This is a genomic window from Streptomyces stelliscabiei (genome assembly GCF_014873495.1).
Taxonomy (GTDB): Bacteria; Actinomycetota; Actinomycetes; order Streptomycetales; family Streptomycetaceae; genus Streptomyces; species Streptomyces bottropensis.
Window position 1 is genome coordinate 5,125,229 of record NZ_JADBGF010000001.1, and the last position, 17,322, is coordinate 5,142,550.

At 71.8% G+C, this 17,322-nt stretch carries 14 protein-coding genes; 5 read left to right on the top strand and 9 right to left on the bottom strand.

The features are described from left to right. Window positions 1-199: 199 nt before the first annotated feature. Entirely contained in the window at window positions 200-1,120 is a 921-nt protein-coding gene (locus tag H4687_RS22630; protein ID WP_005482774.1) for an RNA polymerase sigma factor SigF, read from the top strand. Between the two features lie 483 nt (window positions 1,121-1,603). On the opposite strand, the gene H4687_RS22635 is transcribed toward H4687_RS22630, so the two are convergent. After that, window positions 1,604-1,810 (bottom strand): hypothetical protein, encoded by a 207-nt coding sequence (locus H4687_RS22635; RefSeq protein WP_005482776.1) that lies wholly within the window; start codon window positions 1,808-1,810, stop codon window positions 1,604-1,606. A 170-nt stretch (window positions 1,811-1,980) separates the two neighbouring features. Here H4687_RS22635 and H4687_RS22640 point away from each other — a divergent pair, with 170 nt between their 5' ends. The 4 genes from H4687_RS22640 (at window position 1,981) to H4687_RS22655 (ending at window position 6,554) form a co-directional block, all read left to right on the top strand. Further along, window positions 1,981-2,427 carry a MarR family winged helix-turn-helix transcriptional regulator gene (locus tag H4687_RS22640; RefSeq protein WP_046913467.1) on the top strand — a complete coding sequence of 149 codons (447 nt, stop codon included), beginning with the start codon at window positions 1,981-1,983 and terminating at the stop codon, window positions 2,425-2,427. A gap of 117 nt (window positions 2,428-2,544) precedes the next feature. Beyond that, complete coding sequence (locus H4687_RS22645) at window positions 2,545-5,067, top strand: MFS transporter (RefSeq protein WP_107082305.1); 2,523 nt, start codon at window positions 2,545-2,547, stop codon at window positions 5,065-5,067. Window positions 5,068-5,153: 86 nt separating this feature from the next. Continuing rightward, window positions 5,154-5,972: a YceI family protein gene (locus H4687_RS22650; RefSeq protein ID WP_046913466.1), complete on the top strand. Its 819-nt coding sequence runs from the start codon at window positions 5,154-5,156 to the stop codon at window positions 5,970-5,972. 108 nt (window positions 5,973-6,080) lie between these two features. After that, window positions 6,081-6,554 (top strand): PPOX class F420-dependent oxidoreductase, encoded by a 474-nt coding sequence (locus tag H4687_RS22655; protein ID WP_046913465.1) that lies wholly within the window; start codon window positions 6,081-6,083, stop codon window positions 6,552-6,554. Between the two features lie 44 nt (window positions 6,555-6,598). On the opposite strand, the gene H4687_RS22660 is transcribed toward H4687_RS22655, so the two are convergent. The 8 genes from H4687_RS22660 to H4687_RS22695 form a co-directional block, all read right to left on the bottom strand. Further along, entirely contained in the window at window positions 6,599-7,366 is a 768-nt protein-coding gene (locus H4687_RS22660) for a TetR/AcrR family transcriptional regulator (protein WP_046913464.1), read from the bottom strand. Window positions 7,367-7,491: 125 nt separating this feature from the next. After that, window positions 7,492-8,985 (bottom strand): MFS transporter, encoded by a 1,494-nt coding sequence (locus tag H4687_RS22665; protein WP_050398393.1) that lies wholly within the window; start codon window positions 8,983-8,985, stop codon window positions 7,492-7,494. Window positions 8,986-9,173: 188 nt separating this feature from the next. Next, on the bottom strand, window positions 9,174-11,441 hold the full coding sequence (locus H4687_RS22670) for an ArnT family glycosyltransferase (protein WP_046912933.1): 2,268 nt from the start codon (window positions 11,439-11,441) through the stop codon (window positions 9,174-9,176). After that, window positions 11,438-13,045 carry a bifunctional glycosyltransferase family 2/GtrA family protein gene (locus H4687_RS22675; RefSeq protein ID WP_046912934.1) on the bottom strand — a complete coding sequence of 536 codons (1,608 nt, stop codon included), beginning with the start codon at window positions 13,043-13,045 and terminating at the stop codon, window positions 11,438-11,440. Before H4687_RS22675 ends, H4687_RS22670 begins: the two co-directional genes overlap by 4 nt. 26 nt (window positions 13,046-13,071) lie before the next feature. Beyond that, window positions 13,072-14,790, bottom strand: a complete 1,719-nt coding sequence (locus tag H4687_RS22680) for a sensor histidine kinase (RefSeq protein ID WP_046912935.1) — start codon at window positions 14,788-14,790, stop codon at window positions 13,072-13,074. Then, window positions 14,787-15,527: a response regulator transcription factor gene (locus H4687_RS22685; protein WP_046912936.1), complete on the bottom strand. Its 741-nt coding sequence runs from the start codon at window positions 15,525-15,527 to the stop codon at window positions 14,787-14,789. Before H4687_RS22685 ends, H4687_RS22680 begins: the two co-directional genes overlap by 4 nt. Before the next feature lie 252 nt (window positions 15,528-15,779). Next, on the bottom strand, window positions 15,780-16,208 hold the full coding sequence (locus tag H4687_RS22690; protein ID WP_046912937.1) for an antibiotic biosynthesis monooxygenase family protein: 429 nt from the start codon (window positions 16,206-16,208) through the stop codon (window positions 15,780-15,782). Between the two features lie 192 nt (window positions 16,209-16,400). Continuing rightward, window positions 16,401-17,294, bottom strand: coding sequence for a DUF2797 domain-containing protein (locus tag H4687_RS22695; RefSeq protein ID WP_078907255.1), 894 nt, complete (start codon window positions 17,292-17,294; stop codon window positions 16,401-16,403). Between the last annotated feature and the right edge of the window lie 28 nt (window positions 17,295-17,322).

A 17,322-nucleotide genomic window follows, 5' to 3' on the forward strand; every position in this document is an offset into this window, starting at 1 on the left:
CGCTGAAATCCCATCAGACTGCCTTTTTCCAGGGCCTATCCACCCTCTCCATGTCGACATGTCACTACATCGCGTTGCCGACGTGTGACATTCTCTCCCCAGCGCGTTTGCCGTGGCCTCGCCGCCGGTATTCAGGTGGAGGCTGCGTTCCTTACGACGGAGCGTCCGCCGCGACCGTCCGCGACCCAAAGGGGGTGGCATGTCCGCAGACCAGGGCAGCTCGAAGGTGCTCACGCTCGAGAAGAGCGCGACCGCGCCCGACGCTATCCAGGCCCCTCAGGACCTTCAGGCGCTTGAGGACCTTCCCGGTCCCCAGGCTCCGCCGGTGACTGACCTTCCGGCCGTGTCGGCCTCGGCGAACATCGACACCCGCACCCTGTCCCGCTCCCTGTTCCTGCGGCTGGCCGCACTGGACGAGAACAGCCCCGAGCGTGCCTACGTCCGGGACACCCTCATCGAGCTCAACCTCCCGCTGGTGCGTTACGCCGCCGCCCGTTTCCGGTCGCGCAACGAGCCGATGGAGGACATCGTCCAGGTCGGCACGATCGGCCTGATCAAGGCGATCGACCGCTTCGACTGCGAACGGGGCGTGGAGTTCCCGACGTTCGCGATGCCGACGGTCGTGGGCGAGATCAAGCGGTTCTTCCGCGACACCTCGTGGTCGGTCCGGGTTCCGCGCCGGCTGCAGGAGCTGCGTCTGGCGCTCACCAAGGCCAGCGACGAGCTGTCGCAGAAGCTCGACCGCTCCCCGACCGTCACCGAACTCGCCGCCGTCCTGGGCGTGTCGGAGGAGGACGTCGTCGACGGCCTCGCGGTCGGCAACGCCTACACCGCGTCGTCACTGGACTCGCCGGCCCCCGAGGACGACGGCGGCGAGGGCTCCCTCGCGGACCGTCTCGGCTACGAGGACACGGCACTGGAGGGCGTGGAGTACCGCGAGTCCCTCAAGCCGCTGCTGGCCAAGCTGCCGCCCCGTGAGCGCCGGATCATCATGCTCCGGTTCTTCGCGAACATGACGCAGTCCCAGATCGGCGAAGAGGTCGGCATCTCCCAGATGCACGTCTCCCGCCTCCTCACCCGGACCCTGGCCCAGCTCCGCGAGGGCCTGATCTCCGACTGAGGCGGCACCGCCCACGCGGTGACACGTGACCCGCCGGGGCGGCTTGACGCCACCCCGGCGGTAGTCGCGCGCGGGAGTACGTGGGCGACACGGGCCCATGATTCGGGCGCGGGCCCGGTGGGGGCGGCTTGACGGCACCCCCGGCGGTGGTCGTGTGCGGGGGTAGGCTCCACCGGGCGTCGATGCCTTCAAGGGCCTCGGTCTGCAGGTAGAGGTCCTCGGCGCTCTCCCGGTCCCCCGCCTTGCGTCGCAACGTGGGCGACCCCGAGTGCGTGGTTCAGGCGCGGGCCCGGTGGGGCTTCTCGCGCAGTTCCCGGCGCCCCTGAAAGCCCAGGCCCCTTCGGCCCGAAAAGCACGGGGCGCAGCCCCTGCTTTTCAGGGGCGCGGGGAACTGCGCGAGCAACCACGACGCACCCGCACCCGCACGATCACGATCACGACCACGGCCCCCGGCAGACGCACAGGCGCCCACCCCACAGGGACCTACGCCAGCGCCAGCCACACCACCGCGGCCACCACAGCCACCGCCGCGAGAACACCGACGATCACACCGACCCGCGGCCCGGAACCGCCCGCCGCACCCGAGGCGGCCTGCCGGCCCCCCGAAGGCGTCTCGTCGACGAAGGCGCGGAACATCTGCGTGCTCCCCGCGGGGTCGTAGTTGCCCTGGGGGTTCTGGTTGTCGGCCATGGCCCGAGACCTTAGCGAATCGCGCACGACGCACCCAAGCGGGGTCGCCCGCCCACGACCCCGCACCGTTCTCCTTTGCCAAGACTTGGGCCGCGCCCACCCGATTTCATTTGCCTGCAGCAACCATCCATTCTATGGTTGCCCTAAGCAACAACATCGGGAGGCACTCCATGGCCGGGCAGGCGCACTACGAGGAGCTGGTCCGTCAGCTCAGTGCCGTCGGGGCCGTGAAGCGGGAGCTCACCAGGATGCTGCCGCACGAGTGCCCCGGCGGCTCGGCGGGAGTCCTGACCCTGCTCGGCCGGCACGGCGAGATGCGGATGAGCAGGCTCGCCGAGCTGCTCGCGGTGGACATGTCGGTGACCAGCCGTCATGTCGCCCACGTCGCCGGGCGGGGCTGGATCGAACGCCTCCCCGACCCGGCGGACAAACGCTCACGCATCCTGCGCCTGACCCCCGAGGGCCGGGCCGTGGTCGCGGAGCTGGACCGCCGCAGCGGCCGGCTGATGGCCGACCGGCTCAGCGACTGGTCCGACGACGAGGTCGCCCAGCTCGCCCGGCTCCTGGGCCGGCTCCGCGAGAGCTTCGACGCCACCCCGACCCGCGCACCCGCCTAGCGGCCGACGCGACGACGCCCAGGCCCCACAGCGGCCGGCCCGACGATCCGTACGCCCGCACAGCGGCGTCCACCCCGACCCGTACACCCGCAAAGACCCGTAGGAAAAGGAAGCCCCATGGCAACGACCACACCAGCCGGTGTGCGGGCTCACGCCAAGCACGGAGGAGGCACCGCCAAGGGTGCTCCCCACAGCGGTGGCGACCACGCCCCGATGACGCACCGGCAGATCATGGAAGCGCTGACCGGACTGCTGCTCGGCATGTTCGTGGCGATCCTGTCGTCGACGATCGTGTCGAACGCGCTGCCGGACATCATCAAGGACCTGGGCGGCGGACAGAGCGCCTACACGTGGGTCGTGACCGCGTCGCTGCTCGCGATGACCGCGTCCACCCCGCTGTGGGGCAAGCTCGCCGACCTGTTCTCCAAGAAGCTGCTGATCCAGCTCGCACTCGTGATCTTCGTGCTCGGGTCGGCCGCCGCCGGCCTGTCCCAGAACGCCGGGACGCTCATCACGTTCCGCGCGGTCCAGGGCGTCGGTATGGGCGGTCTCTCCTCGCTGGCCCAGATCATCCTCGCGGCGATGATCTCCCCGCGCGAACGCGGCCGGTACAACGGCTACCTAGGCGCCACCTTCGCGACCGCCATGGTCGGCGGCCCGCTGGTCGGCGGTGTCATCACCGACACCAGCTGGCTCGGCTGGCGCTGGTGCTTCTACGTCGGCGTGCCCTTCGCGGTCATCGCCCTGGTCGTGCTCCAGCGGACCCTGCACCTGCCGGTCGTCAGGCGCAAGGTGAAGGTCGACTGGGCCGGCGCGTTCCTCATCACCGCCGCGGTCTGCCTGCTGCTGATCTGGGTGACCTTCGCCGGTGACAAGTACGACTGGGTGTCGTGGCAGACGTACGCGATGGTCGGCGGCACTGTCGCGCTGCTCGCGCTGTTCCTGCTGGTCGAGTCGAAGGCGACCGAGCCGATCATGCCGTTGCGGCTGTTCCGCAACCGGACGATCGCGCTGGCGTCGCTGGCCTCCCTCTTCGTCGGTGTCGCGATGTTCGCGGGCACCATCTTCTTCAGCCAGTACTTCCAGCTCGCCCGCGACAAGTCGCCGACCATGTCCGGCGTCATGACGATCCCGATGATCGCCGGTCTGTTCGTCTCCTCGACCGTCTCCGGCCAGGTCATCACCCGCACCGGCCGCTGGAAGGCCTGGCTGCTCGCCGGCGGTGTGCTGGTGACCTCCGGGCTCGCGCTGCTGGGTTCGCTCCGGTACGACACCGCGTACTGGCACGTGGCGATCTTCATGGCGCTGCTCGGTCTCGGCGTCGGCATGATGATGCAGAACCTGGTGCTGTGCACCCAGAACCAGGTCGCCCCGAGCGACCTCGGCGCCGCCAGCTCGGTCGTCACCTTCTTCCGCTCCCTCGGCGGCGCGATCGGCGTCTCGGCGCTGGGCGCGGTGCTGAGCCACCGGATCTCGCACTACGCCGAGGAGGGCCTCGCCAAGCTGGGCGTGTCCGGTTCCGCCACGGGCCACGGCGAGATCCCCGACCTGGACGCCCTGCCCACGCCGATCCGCACGGTCATCGAGAGCGCCTACGGCCACGGCATCGGAGACGTCTTCCTCTACGCCGCCCCCTTCGCCGTCCTCGCCCTGGTCTTCTCCCTCTTCATCAAGGAGGTCCCGCTGCGGACCACCGGGGCGCTCGCCCAGGCGGCCCAGACGAAGGCGGCGGCCACGGAGACCGACGGGGAGACGGACACGCCGGACGCGTCCGCGACGCCCGCCCAGACCACGGCCCCGGCCCCGGTGGCCGCGGACTCCGGCACGGCTCCGGCCGCCGACACGGCAACGGTCACCCCGCCGGTGTCGGACAGCGGCAACGGAACTCCCGTACGCGGTCAGGTCCGCGGGGCCGAGGGCGTGCCCGTGCCGCGGGCCGCCGTCACCCTGATCTCGCTCGGCGGACGGCAGCTCGGCCGTTCGGTCGCGGGGGCCGACGGCGCCTACGCGGTGGACGCGCCCAGCGCCGGGTCGTACGTCCTGATCGCGGCCGCCGACGGGTTCCAGCCCCAGGCGTCCACGGTGGTCGTGAACGGTGAGCCGGTCGCGTACGACATCCTGCTCAGCGGCACGAGCGGGCTGAGCGGTGTGGTGCGGGCCGACGGCACCGGGCGCGCCGTGCGGGACGCCATGGTCGTGGTGACCGATGTGCGCGGGGACGTGCTGGCCGGCGGGCTCACCGGTGAGCAGGGCGAGTTCGCCTTCGGCGAGCTGGTGCCCGGTGCGGTCACCGTCGCGGTGAACGCCGCCGGGTTCCGGCCGCGTGCCCTGCCCGTCGAGGTCGGCGGCACCGGGGTCACCCGGATCGAGATCGACCTGGAGACCGGGGCCCGGCTCCAGGGCGTCGTCCGGGGGCCGGGCGGAGTGCTGGCCGACGCCCGCGTGACCCTCGTCGACGCGGCGGGCAACGTGGTCGGCTCGGCCACCACCGGCGCGGACGGGGCGTACGCCTTCACCGACCTGGACGGCGGCGAGTACACGGTCATCGCGACCGGCTACCCGCCCGTGGCCACGGCCCTGACCGTCGCCGGACCCGGCGTCGACGGCCACGACATCGAACTCGCCCACCCCGGCGAGTAGTTCGAGCGGCTGACAGTCGAACCACCGGCCGGTGGAGCCACCCCCCGCTCCACCGGCCGGTCGCATGCTGAGGAGTTGGACGGACCATGGCACTGACCGCGAGGATCCGCACCCGGGACGGATGGGCCGTGTCGCACGCGGTCGTCACGGTGACCGACATGACCGGTACGCAGGTGCTGCGGGCCGGGGCGGACGCCGAAGGGGGCGTGCACGACCCGACGGCGCTCGCGCCCGGCGCCTACACGGTGATCGTCACGGCGGTCGGCCACGCGCCGTTCGCCGCCGGCGCGCTGGTGACCGCGAGCGGCCGGGCGGAGGTCGGCACGGTCACCCTCTCCCGGCTCGGCGGCACGGAACTGCCGCCGCCCGGCCCCTGGACCGTCGACCCCGCCCACTCCTCCGTCTCCGCGCTGGCCCAGCACCTCGGCATCTCCAGCGTCCACGGCCGCTTCACCGACTTCTCGGCCTCGATCGAGATCGCCCCGGCCCCGGACGAGGGCACCGGGTCCCGGGTGGAGGCGGTGATCCGGGCCGCCTCGATCGACACCGGGAACGCGACCCGGGACCGGCATCTGCGCTCGCCGGACTTCCTGGACGCCGAACGGCACCCCGAGATCACCTACGTCTCGACGGGCCTGACCCCGGCCGGCCCGGACCGCTGGACGGTCCACGGCGAGCTGGGCATGCGCGGGGTCGTACGGCCGGTGGACCTGGACCTGGCCTACCTGGGCACCGGCGCGGACCCGTGGGGCGGCACGCGCGCCGCGTTCCGGGCCACCGCCGAACTGCACCGTGCGGACTTCGCCATGAACTACAACCAGGTCGTGCAGGCGGGGATCGCGGCGATCGGGACGACGCTGAGGGTCGAACTGGACGTGCAGGCCGTGCAGGGGCGGAGCGCGTAGCGCTGCCGCGAGGGGCGCGGGGAACCGCGCGAACCACCACGACGCACCCGCCGCCGAACCGCGGAACCCCCCGAGCCGATGGGCGCCCCTGGCCCTACGCTGGGCGCCATGGCACGGAACATCGCGACCAACACCTCGGTCTCCCTCGAAGAGCTGCTCGACTTCGTACGGCCCCGCCACCGGGCCCTCCTGCTCACCCGGCGGGCCGACGGCAGCCCCCAGGCCTCCCCGCTGACCTGCGGCGTCGACGACTCGGGCCGGATCGTCGTCTCCACCTACCCCGAGCGCGCCAAGACGCGCAACGCCAGGCGGGACGAGCGCGTGAGCGTCGTCGTGCTGAGCGACGACTGGGACGGCCCCTGGGTCCAGATCGACGGCACGGCGGAGGTTCTCGACTCACCGGACTCGGTCGAGCCCCTGGTGGAGTACTTCCGGAACATCTCGGGCGAGCACCCGGACTGGGACGAGTACCGGGAGGCGATGGTCAAGCAGGGCAAGTCGATCATCCGGGTCACGCCGGTGCGGTGGGGGCCGGTGGCCACCGGAGGGTTCCCCGCGCGGCTGGTGGGCGGGGAGTCCTAGCCGGTGGCCGGGAAGTCCGGGGAGACCGGACGTCCGGGGAGCGGTCAGCCCCGCTCGGCCATCACCTCGATGCCGGCGACCAGGGTCTCCAGGGCGTAGGCGAAGTCCCGTTCGCGCATCTCCTCCACGGTGTCGCCGCCGCGGGCCTCCATGAGGTCCGCGGAGTGCCGGATGACCTCGTGGGGCGAGAGGGAGCCGGAGACCGCGCTCATGGCCTGGCGGAAGTACTCCTCCTGGGTCACCCCGGCGGCGGCGCAGCGCTGCACGAAGTGGCCCTCGATGGTGCCGAAGCCGTAGACGAACTGGAAGACCGCCGCGATGGCGCCGGCCTGGCCGCGCGGGGGCAGTCCGGTGCGGTGGACCACGCGCTGCACGGCGAGCGAGAAGTCGAGCGAGCGCGGGCCGATGTTGAGGAAGGTGCCGGCGAGGGGCGACACCCAGGGGTGGCGGACCAGAACCGTCCGGTACTCCCCGGCCAGCGTGCGCAGTTGGCCCCGCCAGTCCTCGCCCGCGTCCTCCGGAGGCAGGCGCATCTCGCCGAACGCCTGGTCCAGCACCAGTTCCAGCAGGTCGTCCTTGGTGTCCACGTACCAGTAGACCGACATCGCCGTCACGTTCAGCTCGGCGGCCAGCCGGCGCATCGAGAACTTGGCCAGCCCCTCCGCGTCCAGCAGCCGTACGGCCGCCGCGATGATCCGCTCGCGGTCCAGCCCCGACGGCTGTCCGCCCCGCCCCGCCCGCGCCTTCGCCTTCCCCTCCAGCCAGACACTGGCCCGCGCGGACCCTTCGGACCGACCGGCTCCCTTCACCATGACGCACCTTCCGAGACGTTCCTCCACTGGTGACGATGCTAGGCGGGCAGCGCGCCCGAAGGGGCGCGGGGAACTGCGCGAACAACCACGAAGGACCCGCAGCCGCCGAGGACGGAACCCCCGGGCTATGTGGCGCCCACCAACTCCGCGTCCTCCTTCTCCGCCCTGCGCAGCAACCCCGCCGCCACCAGCCCGCCGAGCAGCACGGCCACCGCCCCCACCAGCAGACTCGTCTCCAGCCCGGAGGAGTACGCGGACAGCACCCGGTCCCGCTCCGCGGCCGTGTCCGCCGCCCCCAGCGCGGCCGGCAACGACACCGCCGACACCGGGATCAGCGCCGCGAACCGGGAGTTGAGCACCGCCCCCAGCACCGCCACCCCCAGACCCGTCCCGAACTCCGCGAGCGTGCCGTTGATCCCGGCCCCCACCCCCGCCCTGGCCGGCGGGATCGCGCTCATGATCGCGTGTGCCATCGCGGGGTTGGCGACGGCACAGCCCACCCCGATCAGCACCAGCCCGAGCAGTGTTCCGGCGTAACCACCGGAGGCCATCGTCGCTATGGAGACCAGGCCGCCGGACATCAGCACCATGCCGAGCGCGATCGACACCGGCGTCCCGAGCCTCGCCGTCCACTTCGCCGACAGCCCGGAGAAGTTGAGCACGACGACGACCAGGGCGAGGGGCGCGGTCCGCAGTCCCGCCTCCCACGCGTCGTAGCCGAGCACGAACTGCAGATGCTGGGTGAGGAGGAAGAGCGCGCCGCCCATGCCGAAGGTGATCAGGACGGCGCCGGCGACCGCGCCCGTGAAGCGCCGGTCGCGGAAGAAGCTCAGGTCGAGCATGGGGGAGGGGACGCGGCTCTCCCAGTACGCGAACGCCGTGAGCACGAGCACGGCGACGACGGCCGTGGCGAGCACGAGGCCCGACGTCCAGCCGTGCTCCGGGCCCGAGATGATCGCGTAGACGAGGGCGGCCGTACCGATGGTCGACAGCACCGCGCCCACCAGGTCCGGCCGGTCCCCCTGCGGGTTCTTCGACTCCGGGACCAGGGCGATCACGGCGACCACGCCCAGCGCGGCGACCGGCAGGTTGATCAGGAAGATGGCGCCCCACCAGAAGTGGGCGAGCACGAAACCGCCGAGGAGGGGCCCGGCCGCGAAGCCGAGCGCGTTGACCGCCGCCCAGATGCCGATCGCCCTGGGCTGCTCCTCAGGGGCGAAGATCTGCATGGCGACGGCGAGGGTCGTGGTGATCAGCAGCGCGCCGCCGACGCCCATGCCCGCCCGCGCGGCGACCAACTGCCCGGTGGACTGGGCGAGTCCGGCCACCAGCGAACCGATGCCGAACAGCACCAGTCCCGTGATCAGCATCCTCTTGCGGCCGTAGCGGTCGGCCGCGCTGCCCGCGGTGAGCAGCAGCCCCGACTGCACCAGGGAGTACGCGTTGATCATCCACTGGATGTCCGACGTGGCCGCGTCCAGCTCCTCGGTGAGAGAGGGGATCGCCACGTTCAGCACGGTGTTGTCCAGCAGCACGGTGAGCTGGGCGAGGCAGATGACGCCGAGGATCAGCCAGCGCTGGGGGTGGCCCCGGGTCGCGGAGGCGGTGAGGGTCGACATGCCGTACACCGTAGAACAGTTCCCATACGGCGTACAACGCGCGTTGACCACGCCCGACCGCGTTCGAGCGCGCCCGACCACGTTGGATCTCGAACGACCGCGTTCGATCTCGTACGAAAGGGGGCGGTGGCCCGGGGGGTTCATCCGCACCCCCCGGGCCACCGCCCCGGCTCACCTCGCGGCTCGCGTCACTTCGCCTGGGTCAGGTCGTAGAACGTCGTGCCGTCGACCGTCACCGTCTCGAAGTTCTCCTGGACCCAGGAGCTGATCTGCGCGGAGGTGCCGTCGCTGCCGCCGCCCCTGCCGCCGCCGGAGCCACCCGAGATGAAGTAGTGGATCCTGCCGTCCTCCACGTACTTCTTGAACTCCGCGAGGGTCGGGGACGGGTCGGTGCCGTTGAAGCCGCCGATCGCCATGACCGGTTCGCCGGTGGAGAGCTGGTAACTCGCCGCGTTCTGGGCGCCGATGGCGGCGGCGGCCCAGGTGTAGTCACCCACGTTCTTCTCCAGCAGTTCCTTGGCCTCGTCGCTGACGGAGGCACCGTTGAGCAGCCCGCCCATACCGCCACCGCCGCCACCCGCGCGGCCACCGTCACCGTTCTGGGTCTGGCCGTTGCCCTGGCCCTGCTGCTGGTTGTTCTGACCGCCGCCGAAGCCGCCGGTCGGGGGCAGGCCCATCTGGCCGTTGCCCGTCGGACCGTTGCCCGTCCGACCGTTGCCGTTCTGGCCGCCCTGCTGGTTCTGGCCGTTGCCCTGCTGGTTCGTCTGGCCGTTGCCCTGCTGGTTCTGGCCCGGCATACCGCCACCGCCACCGGGGCCGCCGTCCATCCCGCCGCCGGGGCCACCGCCCCTGCCACCCTGCACGGCCGGCCCGGCCGTGACGATCGAGCCGGTGTGGCCCTCGCCCAGCGTGGTGAGCGTGTACGCCGTCGGCCCCGCGACCGCGGTGACGAGGCTCAGCCCCACGACCGCCGGCACCAGCCGCCGGCCGAGCCTGGCCGCGAAGACCAGGCCGAGCGCGGCGACCAGACCGCCGACGAGCACGACCCACTTGAGCCAGGGCAGGTAGTCGGAGGAGCGGTTGAGCAGGACGTAGCCCCAGGCCGCGGTGGCCGTCATGGCCGCCGCCATCGTGAGCGACGCCCAGAGGTCGGCCCGCCGTTCCCAGAGCAGAGCCGCGCCCATGCCGGTCAGCGGCGCGATGTAGGGGGCGAGGGCCACGGTGTAGTACTCGTGGAAGATGCCCTGCATGAAGCTGAAGACCACCATGGTGATCAGCAGCGCGCCGCCCCACAGGAGGAAGGCCGCGCGGGTGGTGTCGGTGCGCCGCAGCTTCCTGGTGGCCCAGAGCGCGGCGCCGAACAGGATCAGCGCGGCCGGGATCAGCCACGAGATCTGGCCGCCGATGGAGGAACTGAACATCCGGTCCCAGCCGGTCTCGCCCCAGTTGCCGCCACCGCCTCCCCCGCCACCGCCGACGCTGCCGGTCTCCTCGCCGTTGATGCGGCCGAGACCGTTGTAGCCAAAGGTCAGTTCGAGGAAGGAGTTGTTCTGCGAGCCGCCGATGTACGGGCGGGAGGACGCGGGCCACAGCTCGACGATCGCGACCCACCAGCCGCCGGCGACGACCATCGCGAGCCCGGCGAGCAGCACTTGACCGACCCGCTTCTTCAGCGGAGCAGGCGCGAGGACGGCGTACACGATCGCCAGGGGCGGCAGGATCAGGAAGGCCTGCAAGGTCTTGACCAGGAAGGCGAGGCCGATGGCCACGCCCGCCCAGACCAGCCACTTCGTCCGCGCCTTCTCCATGGCGCGCTGGGTGCAGTAGACCGCGGCGGCCATCAGCAGGGCGAGGGCCGCGTCCGGGTTGTTGAAGCGGAACATCAGCGCGGCGACGGGCGTCAGCGCGAACACCGCCATGGTGAGGAAACCGGCCGTGGCGCCGAAGCGACGGCGTACGGCCGCCCACAGCACGCCGGCGGTCGCGACGGCCATCAGGACCTGCGGGAACAGGATCGCGAAGGAGTTGAGGCCGAACAGCCGCACCGACAGCGCCATCGGCCAGAGCGAGGCCGGGGGCTTGTCGACGGTGATGGCGTTGCCGGAGTCCAGGGAGCCGAAGAAGAACGCCTTCCAGGACTGGCTGCCCGCCTGCACGGCCGCCGAGTAGAAGGAGTTGGCGTAGCCGGAGGCCGTGAGGTTCCAGGTGTAGAGGCCGCCGATCAGCAGCAGCGTGAGCAGGAAACCGGGGCGTATCCAGCGGTTGTCCTCCGGCCGGCCCCTCCACAGCCGCTTGCCGAAGGGCTGCTCGGGCTCACCGGACCCGGGGGCCGGGGGCTCGGCGGGGGCCTCGGGCACCACCGGTTCCTGCTGGGCCGTCGCGGACGAATCCCAGCCGGGGCCGGGGCCGGGCTCGGGGTCCCCCGGCCGGCTCGTCGTCTCGAACTGCGTGGTCATCGTGCGTTCCTCGAATCCTGATCGTGCGGGCGCACCGGCCGCATCGGCATGGTCGGGTCCCCCCAGGTGCGGTCCGCGGCCGCACCGGCGCGGAACTGGGGCGTGGTGTACGGGGTGTTCTCGTACGGCGTGTTCTCGTACGGCGTGTTCTCGTACGGCGTGTTCTCGGCGCGGTCGTTCCGGGTCGCCGTCGGACGGTCCGCCGACGGGTGGAACCGGTCCTGGTGGGCGTAGGGGCCGGGCTGCCCCGGGCGTACCCCGGTTCCCGCCGCGTACCGGTGCGAGGCCGGGCCGGCGGGCTGGTGCGCGGCGACGGCGGCCGAGCCCGAAGGAGACGTCGGTGAGGCGGAGTCGGACGATCCGTCACCGCCCTCCGGGAACACCCATGCCCGGAAGAGCAGGAACCGCAGCACCGTCGCCGCGAGGTTCGCGGCCACCAGGACCGCCAGCTCCGTGGAGTGCGCGGGGTCGGAGGTGGCGGCGTTCAGCGCGGCCAGCGAGCCGCTGGTGAGGGCCAGACCGATACCGAACACCACCAGGCCCTGCGCCTGGTGCTTGACGGCACCGGTCCGGCCGCGGACGCCGAAGGTCAGACGCCGGTTGGCCGCCGTGTTGGCGACCGCCGAGACCAGCAGGGCCAGCGCGTTGGCGGCCTGCGACCCCGACAGGGTCCGGAAGCCGCTGTAGAGGAGCAGGTAGAACAGGGTGGAGAGGCCGCCGACGACGCAGAAGCCGAGGAGCTGGCGGGCGAGACCGCGCGGCACGTCCTGGATCTCACGGTCGCGGGGGTCGTCCCCGAAGGGCCGGGCGAGCCGGTCCAGCGCGAGGGACCCGGTGGCCAGCGCCTTCCCCACCCGCCAGACACCCTTCAGGTCGTCGGTGGCGGTCCTGACGATGTGCACGGTCGAGTTCGGGTCGTCGACCCAGTCCACCGGCACCTCATGGATCCTGAGCCCGGCGCGCTCGGCCAGCACCAGCATCTCGGTGTCGAAGAACCACCCGGTGTCCTCCACCAGCGGCAGCAGCACCTGGGCCACGTCCCGGCGTATCGCCTTGAACCCGCACTGCGCGTCCGAGAAGCGGGCCTGGAGCGAGCCGCGCAGGATCAGGTTGTAGACCCGGCTGATGAACTCGCGCTTGGTGCCGCGCACCACCCGTGAGGAGCGGGCGAGCCGGGAACCGATCGCCAGGTCCGAGTGACCGGAGATCAGCGGGGCCACCAGAGGCAGCAGGGCGTTCAGGTCGGTGGACAGGTCCACGTCCATGTAGGCGAGGACCGGGGCGTCGGACGCGGACCAGACGGTCCGCAGGGCCCGCCCGCGCCCCTTCTGCTCCAGCCGGAAGGACCGGACCTCCGCCAACTCCGCCTCCAGCCGCCGCGCCACCTGCGCGGTGGCGTCCGTGGACGCGTTGTCCGCGATCGTGATGCGGAAGGCGTACGGGAAGGTGCGCGCGAGGTGCTCGCGCAGTCTGAGCACGCACGGCCGGAGGTCCTTCTCCTCGTTGTAGACGGGGATCACTACGTCCAGGACAGGCGTACCGGCGTTTCCGGCCGGGAGGTGCTCCCGCGCCGGCAGGGTGCCGGGAGAAGAGTCGGTTCGCATGCCCACCACATTCGCGAGCCGCTCTGTTATGCCCGTGTGCTCACACTGTGGTGCGCCTGTGAGTCCGCCTGCCGGTTCGTCGCGTCGCCCACGAGGTCGGCCGCGTCGAACTCCCCGTCGTACCGCGCGTCGTCGAGCTGCCAGTTCGCCGCGTCGTCGAGCAGCGGGACGTCCCGCCCGAGGGCCGGCAGATGCACCGTGAACACGGTCCTGCCGGGCACGCTGTCCACGGTCACCGCGCCGCCGTGCGCGTCGGCCACGGCCTGCACGATGGCGAGGCCGAGCCCGGTCGACCCGGACGCCCGGGACCGCGACGAGTCGCCGCGCGCGAACCGCTCGAACACGTGCGGCAGCAGCTCCTCCGGAATGCCCTGCCCGTCGTCCTCGACGTCGACGCACATCCACGGCCCGCGCCGCTGGACGCGCGCGGTGACGGTCGTGCCGGGAGGCGTGTGCGTACGGGCGTTGGCCAGCAGGTTGACGAGCACCTGCTGCAACCGCGCCGCGTCGGCCGACACCAGTGCGGGCATGTCCGGCAGGTCGAGCCGCCAGCTGTGGCTCCGCCCGGCGACCCGCGCGTCGCTGACGGTGTCCACGACGAGGGGGATGAGATCGGTCTGCTCGAACTGCAGCGGCCGCCCGGCGTCGAGCCGCGCGAGCAGCAGCAGATCCTCGACCAGCATGGTCATCCGCCCGGACTCGGACTCGATCCGCCCGAGCGCGTGCCGGGTGTCGGGCCCGATCTCCTCCCGGCCGCGCCTGGTCAGCTCGGCGTACCCACGGATCGACGCGAGGGGAGTCCGCAGCTCATGACTGGCGTCCGCGACGAACTGCCGTACGCGCGTCTCGCTCTCCTGCCGTGAGTGCAGGGCGCCGTGGATGTGGTCGAGCATGCGGTTGAGCGCGGCGCCGACCTGTCCGACCTCGGTGTGGGGGTCGGTCTCGGACACCGGGACGCGTTCGTTGAGGGTGACCTCGCCGGTGTGCAACGGCAGCTCGGACACCCGGGTCGCGGTGGAGGCGACCTTGCGCAGCGGGCGCAGCGCGACACCGACGACCACGGACCCGGCGATACCGGCGGCGATGAGCCCGGCGGCGGTGACGCTCAGTTCCACGGCGATGAGGGTGTTGAGGGTGTTGTCGACGTCGGTGGTGGGCAGGGCGACGTAATACGCGCCGTTGTCGCCGCTGCGGTACATCACGCGGTAGTCACCGAGCCCCGTGATGGTCACGGTGTGGGCGTCCGCGTCCTTGGGGACGGAGTTCAGCTCGGCGAGCTGGCCCTTGTCCAGCGGGTACGCCTTCGCCCCTGTGACCCCGTTGTCGGCGGTCGACTTCTTGCCGACCATGCCCTCGGCGATGGTGCCGTTCTCCACCTTCGCCGCGATGGTGCCGATCATCTGCTGCGGGCCCTTGGTGACGAAGTCCTTCAGATCCGGCGTACCGAACTCCTTCTTGCCGGGGTCCCGTTCACCGTCGGGCTTGGGCTGCGTGGCGTTCGGCGGCGCGTTCTTGGGACCGGCGCCCGCGGCACGCCCGACCACCGCGCTGACCGAGTCGTCGAGTTGCTCGTACAGATGCTCACTCAGCGCGAACGTCGTCACCGTCCCGATAACGGCACACACCACCGCGATCAACGCCACCGCGGAGACGACGAGCCGCGTACGCAGCGTGCGCGGCTGTCGTCCTCGCCCTCGCCGCAGCCTCGGCTGCCTCTGCGTCCGCGTCCGCCGTCGCCCGCTCATGACGCGGCGGGCTTGATCAGATATCCGGCCCCACGCCTGGTGTGGATCATCGGCTCGCGGCCGGCGTCGATCTTCCGCCGCAGATAGGAGATGTACAGCTCGACCACGTTGGCCTGACCACCGAAGTCGTACGACCACACACGGTCGAGGATCTGCGCCTTGCTGAGTACCCGCCGAGGGTTGCGCATGAGGAAGCGCAGCAGTTCGAACTCGGTGGCGGTGAGGTGGATGTTCGCCCCGCCGCGCGACACCTCGTGGCTGTCCTCGTCGAGCATGAGGTCACCGACGACGAGCACGGAGTCGGAGCGGCGGTCGGCGGCGCCGGAGCGGCGGATGAGCCCGCGCAGCCGGGCGACCACCTCTTCGAGGCTGAACGGCTTGGTGACGTAGTCGTCCCCGCCGGCGGTGAGCCCGGCGATACGGTCCTCGACCGCGTCCTTCGCGGTCAGGAAGAGCACCGGCACGTCGGGCAGCTCGCGCCGCAGCCGCCCGAGGACGGTCAGCCCGTCCATGTCGGGCAGCATCATGTCGAGGACGACGGCGTCGGGCCGGAAGTCCCGGGCGGTCTGGAGGGCACCCGTGCCGTCCCCGGCGCTCCGGATCTGCCAGCCCTCGTAGCGCAGGGCCATGGACAGCAGTTCGGTGATCGACAGCTCGTCGTCCACCACAAGCACGCGGACGGGGCTCCCGTCCGGCCTCAGCAGTTCGGTGCGCCCCTGGGGCGAGGTCGTGGTCATGCTGGACACCTTGTCGGGGCCCCCTGAGAACACCCTTTCCGGAACCTGTGATTTTTCTGAGAAACGCACAGGTACCTCTCAGGCAACCCCTGGGAAGATCCCCGACATCTCGGACGCCACCCCCGCCGACCAGCGGCTTTCCGATCGCTCCCACGGCATTCTCCCGGCCGCCGCACCGCCGGCCCACAGCTCCACGGCCACCGGGACTCGCCCCCGCCCGCCTGCCCTGACCCCGCTTTTACGCAAGCGCCGTCATGCTTCGCCCACGCCCGAGCCGTCCCCTCTCACGTAGCTGTGACTCCGCTCGACCCTGGCGATGTGCAGGGTGTAGTTCTCGTACCACTCGGCCCGCCCCCGCTCCTGCGCCGCCAGGTGCTCGACGTCGGTCCGCCACGCCTCGATGGCCGCGGCGTCCCGGAAGTACCCCACGGTGATGGCCGGCCCGCCGGGCCGCCAGGCCTGGTCCATCCCGAGGAACCCCGGAACCCCCTTCACCAGTTCCTCCATCCGCTCGGCGGTCTCCGCGTACCCGCTCTGGTCCTGGGTGCGCGTCGAGGTGAAGACGACGGCGTAGTACGGGGGTTCATGGGCGGGAACGGGCGCGACGACCGACGTGTCGCGCAGTGCGTCGTCGGGTGCGCCGCCGGGGGCGTGGTCAGGTGCTGTCCGCTGATCATCCATGGCATCACTGTCGGGTCGGGCCGCGACCGGCGTCCACAGACTTTCCGAACGGGATCCAAAAGGGATCACACTCTTTACGCCGCCGCACCGGCCCGCGCCCAGCCGTGCCCGCCGTACTCGCCGCGGACCGCGCGCCCCACCGCTCGCCCTCGTCGAAGCAGCCGACTTCCTGCTCACAGCAGCCCGCGCCCCTCAGAACAGCCCGTCCTGAACGCTCCCGTCCCCGCGGCTCCGCACCTCCCGCACGGGCACGGTGAGGACAGCGCGGGCTCCCTGGCCGACGGCGACGGGTGCGGTCAGCTCCCACCCCGTCATGAGCCGCGTATCGAGGACGACGACGCCTCGTCCGGTGGCCAGATGCAGATCGGGCCCGGCGACGGCGAGCACCTCACCGCCCACGGCCCCGCCCGCGACCAGCTCACTCACCACACCGTCCGCGGCCGGCAACCCGTCGAGCCCGAACACCCCGAAGTGATCGACCGCCTGGAACGGCACCGGCTGCAACGACTCGGGCCACCCCGCGAGCCCCTGGGCGCGCCCGTGCAGCACCGCCAGCTCGGCGGCACGCTCCCCGGCGGCCGGCAGGTCGGCCCGCACGGCCCTCTTCTCGGCGTACGGGATCCGGTCCGGCACCCCGAGCGCGGCCCGCAGTACCTCCTCCGCCCGCCGCGCGGCCATCAGCGGCCCCCGCCCGAGCCACCCGAAGGTGACCGCGCCCTGCTCCAACAGCCGAGCCGATCCGCGCTCCACCGCGGTGATCCCGACCTTCACCATGCCGGGCCCGAACCACGCGAGGTACACGTGATAAGGCCGCGGATCGTCGGCGATCGTGTCGGCGGCCACGGAATGCGCCCGGTCGAGCCGCGCGCACTCCTCACACCGGGCGCCGGTGCTCCGCCCGGACACCCCCGCCCGCAGCGCACACGGGTTCCCCCGGGCCCCGACGCATGTGCGCCGCCCCTCGGCCACGACCCCGAAAGCCACCGCCTTCCCCGGCGGCAAGGCACTTCCGCGTCCGCCGGCCCACCCCAGCAACGGTCCGTCCGCGCCCCACCGCAGCCCCGTACATCTCCACACGCGTGCCATCCCCCACGACATTAGAGGGCACCACTGA

Bases quoted from the DNA above. Each gene is read 5' to 3' on its own strand.
- H4687_RS22630 (WP_005482774.1), top strand. From the start codon at position 200: ATGTCCGCAGACCAGGGCAGCTCGAAGGTGCTCACGCTCGAGAAGAGC.
- H4687_RS22635 (WP_005482776.1), bottom strand. From the start codon at position 1,810: ATGGCCGACAACCAGAACCCCCAGGGCAACTACGACCCCGCGGGGAGC.
- H4687_RS22640 (WP_046913467.1), top strand. From the start codon at position 1,981: ATGGCCGGGCAGGCGCACTACGAGGAGCTGGTCCGTCAGCTCAGTGCC.
- H4687_RS22645 (WP_107082305.1), top strand. From the start codon at position 2,545: ATGGCAACGACCACACCAGCCGGTGTGCGGGCTCACGCCAAGCACGGA.
- H4687_RS22650 (WP_046913466.1), top strand. From the start codon at position 5,154: ATGGCACTGACCGCGAGGATCCGCACCCGGGACGGATGGGCCGTGTCG.
- H4687_RS22655 (WP_046913465.1), top strand. From the start codon at position 6,081: ATGGCACGGAACATCGCGACCAACACCTCGGTCTCCCTCGAAGAGCTG.
- H4687_RS22660 (WP_046913464.1), bottom strand. From the start codon at position 7,366: ATGGTGAAGGGAGCCGGTCGGTCCGAAGGGTCCGCGCGGGCCAGTGTC.
- H4687_RS22665 (WP_050398393.1), bottom strand. From the start codon at position 8,985: ATGTCGACCCTCACCGCCTCCGCGACCCGGGGCCACCCCCAGCGCTGG.
- H4687_RS22670 (WP_046912933.1), bottom strand. From the start codon at position 11,441: ATGACCACGCAGTTCGAGACGACGAGCCGGCCGGGGGACCCCGAGCCC.
- H4687_RS22675 (WP_046912934.1), bottom strand. From the start codon at position 13,045: ATGCGAACCGACTCTTCTCCCGGCACCCTGCCGGCGCGGGAGCACCTC.
- H4687_RS22680 (WP_046912935.1), bottom strand. From the start codon at position 14,790: ATGAGCGGGCGACGGCGGACGCGGACGCAGAGGCAGCCGAGGCTGCGG.
- H4687_RS22685 (WP_046912936.1), bottom strand. From the start codon at position 15,527: ATGACCACGACCTCGCCCCAGGGGCGCACCGAACTGCTGAGGCCGGAC.
- H4687_RS22690 (WP_046912937.1), bottom strand. From the start codon at position 16,208: ATGGATGATCAGCGGACAGCACCTGACCACGCCCCCGGCGGCGCACCC.
- H4687_RS22695 (WP_078907255.1), bottom strand. From the start codon at position 17,294: ATGGCACGCGTGTGGAGATGTACGGGGCTGCGGTGGGGCGCGGACGGA.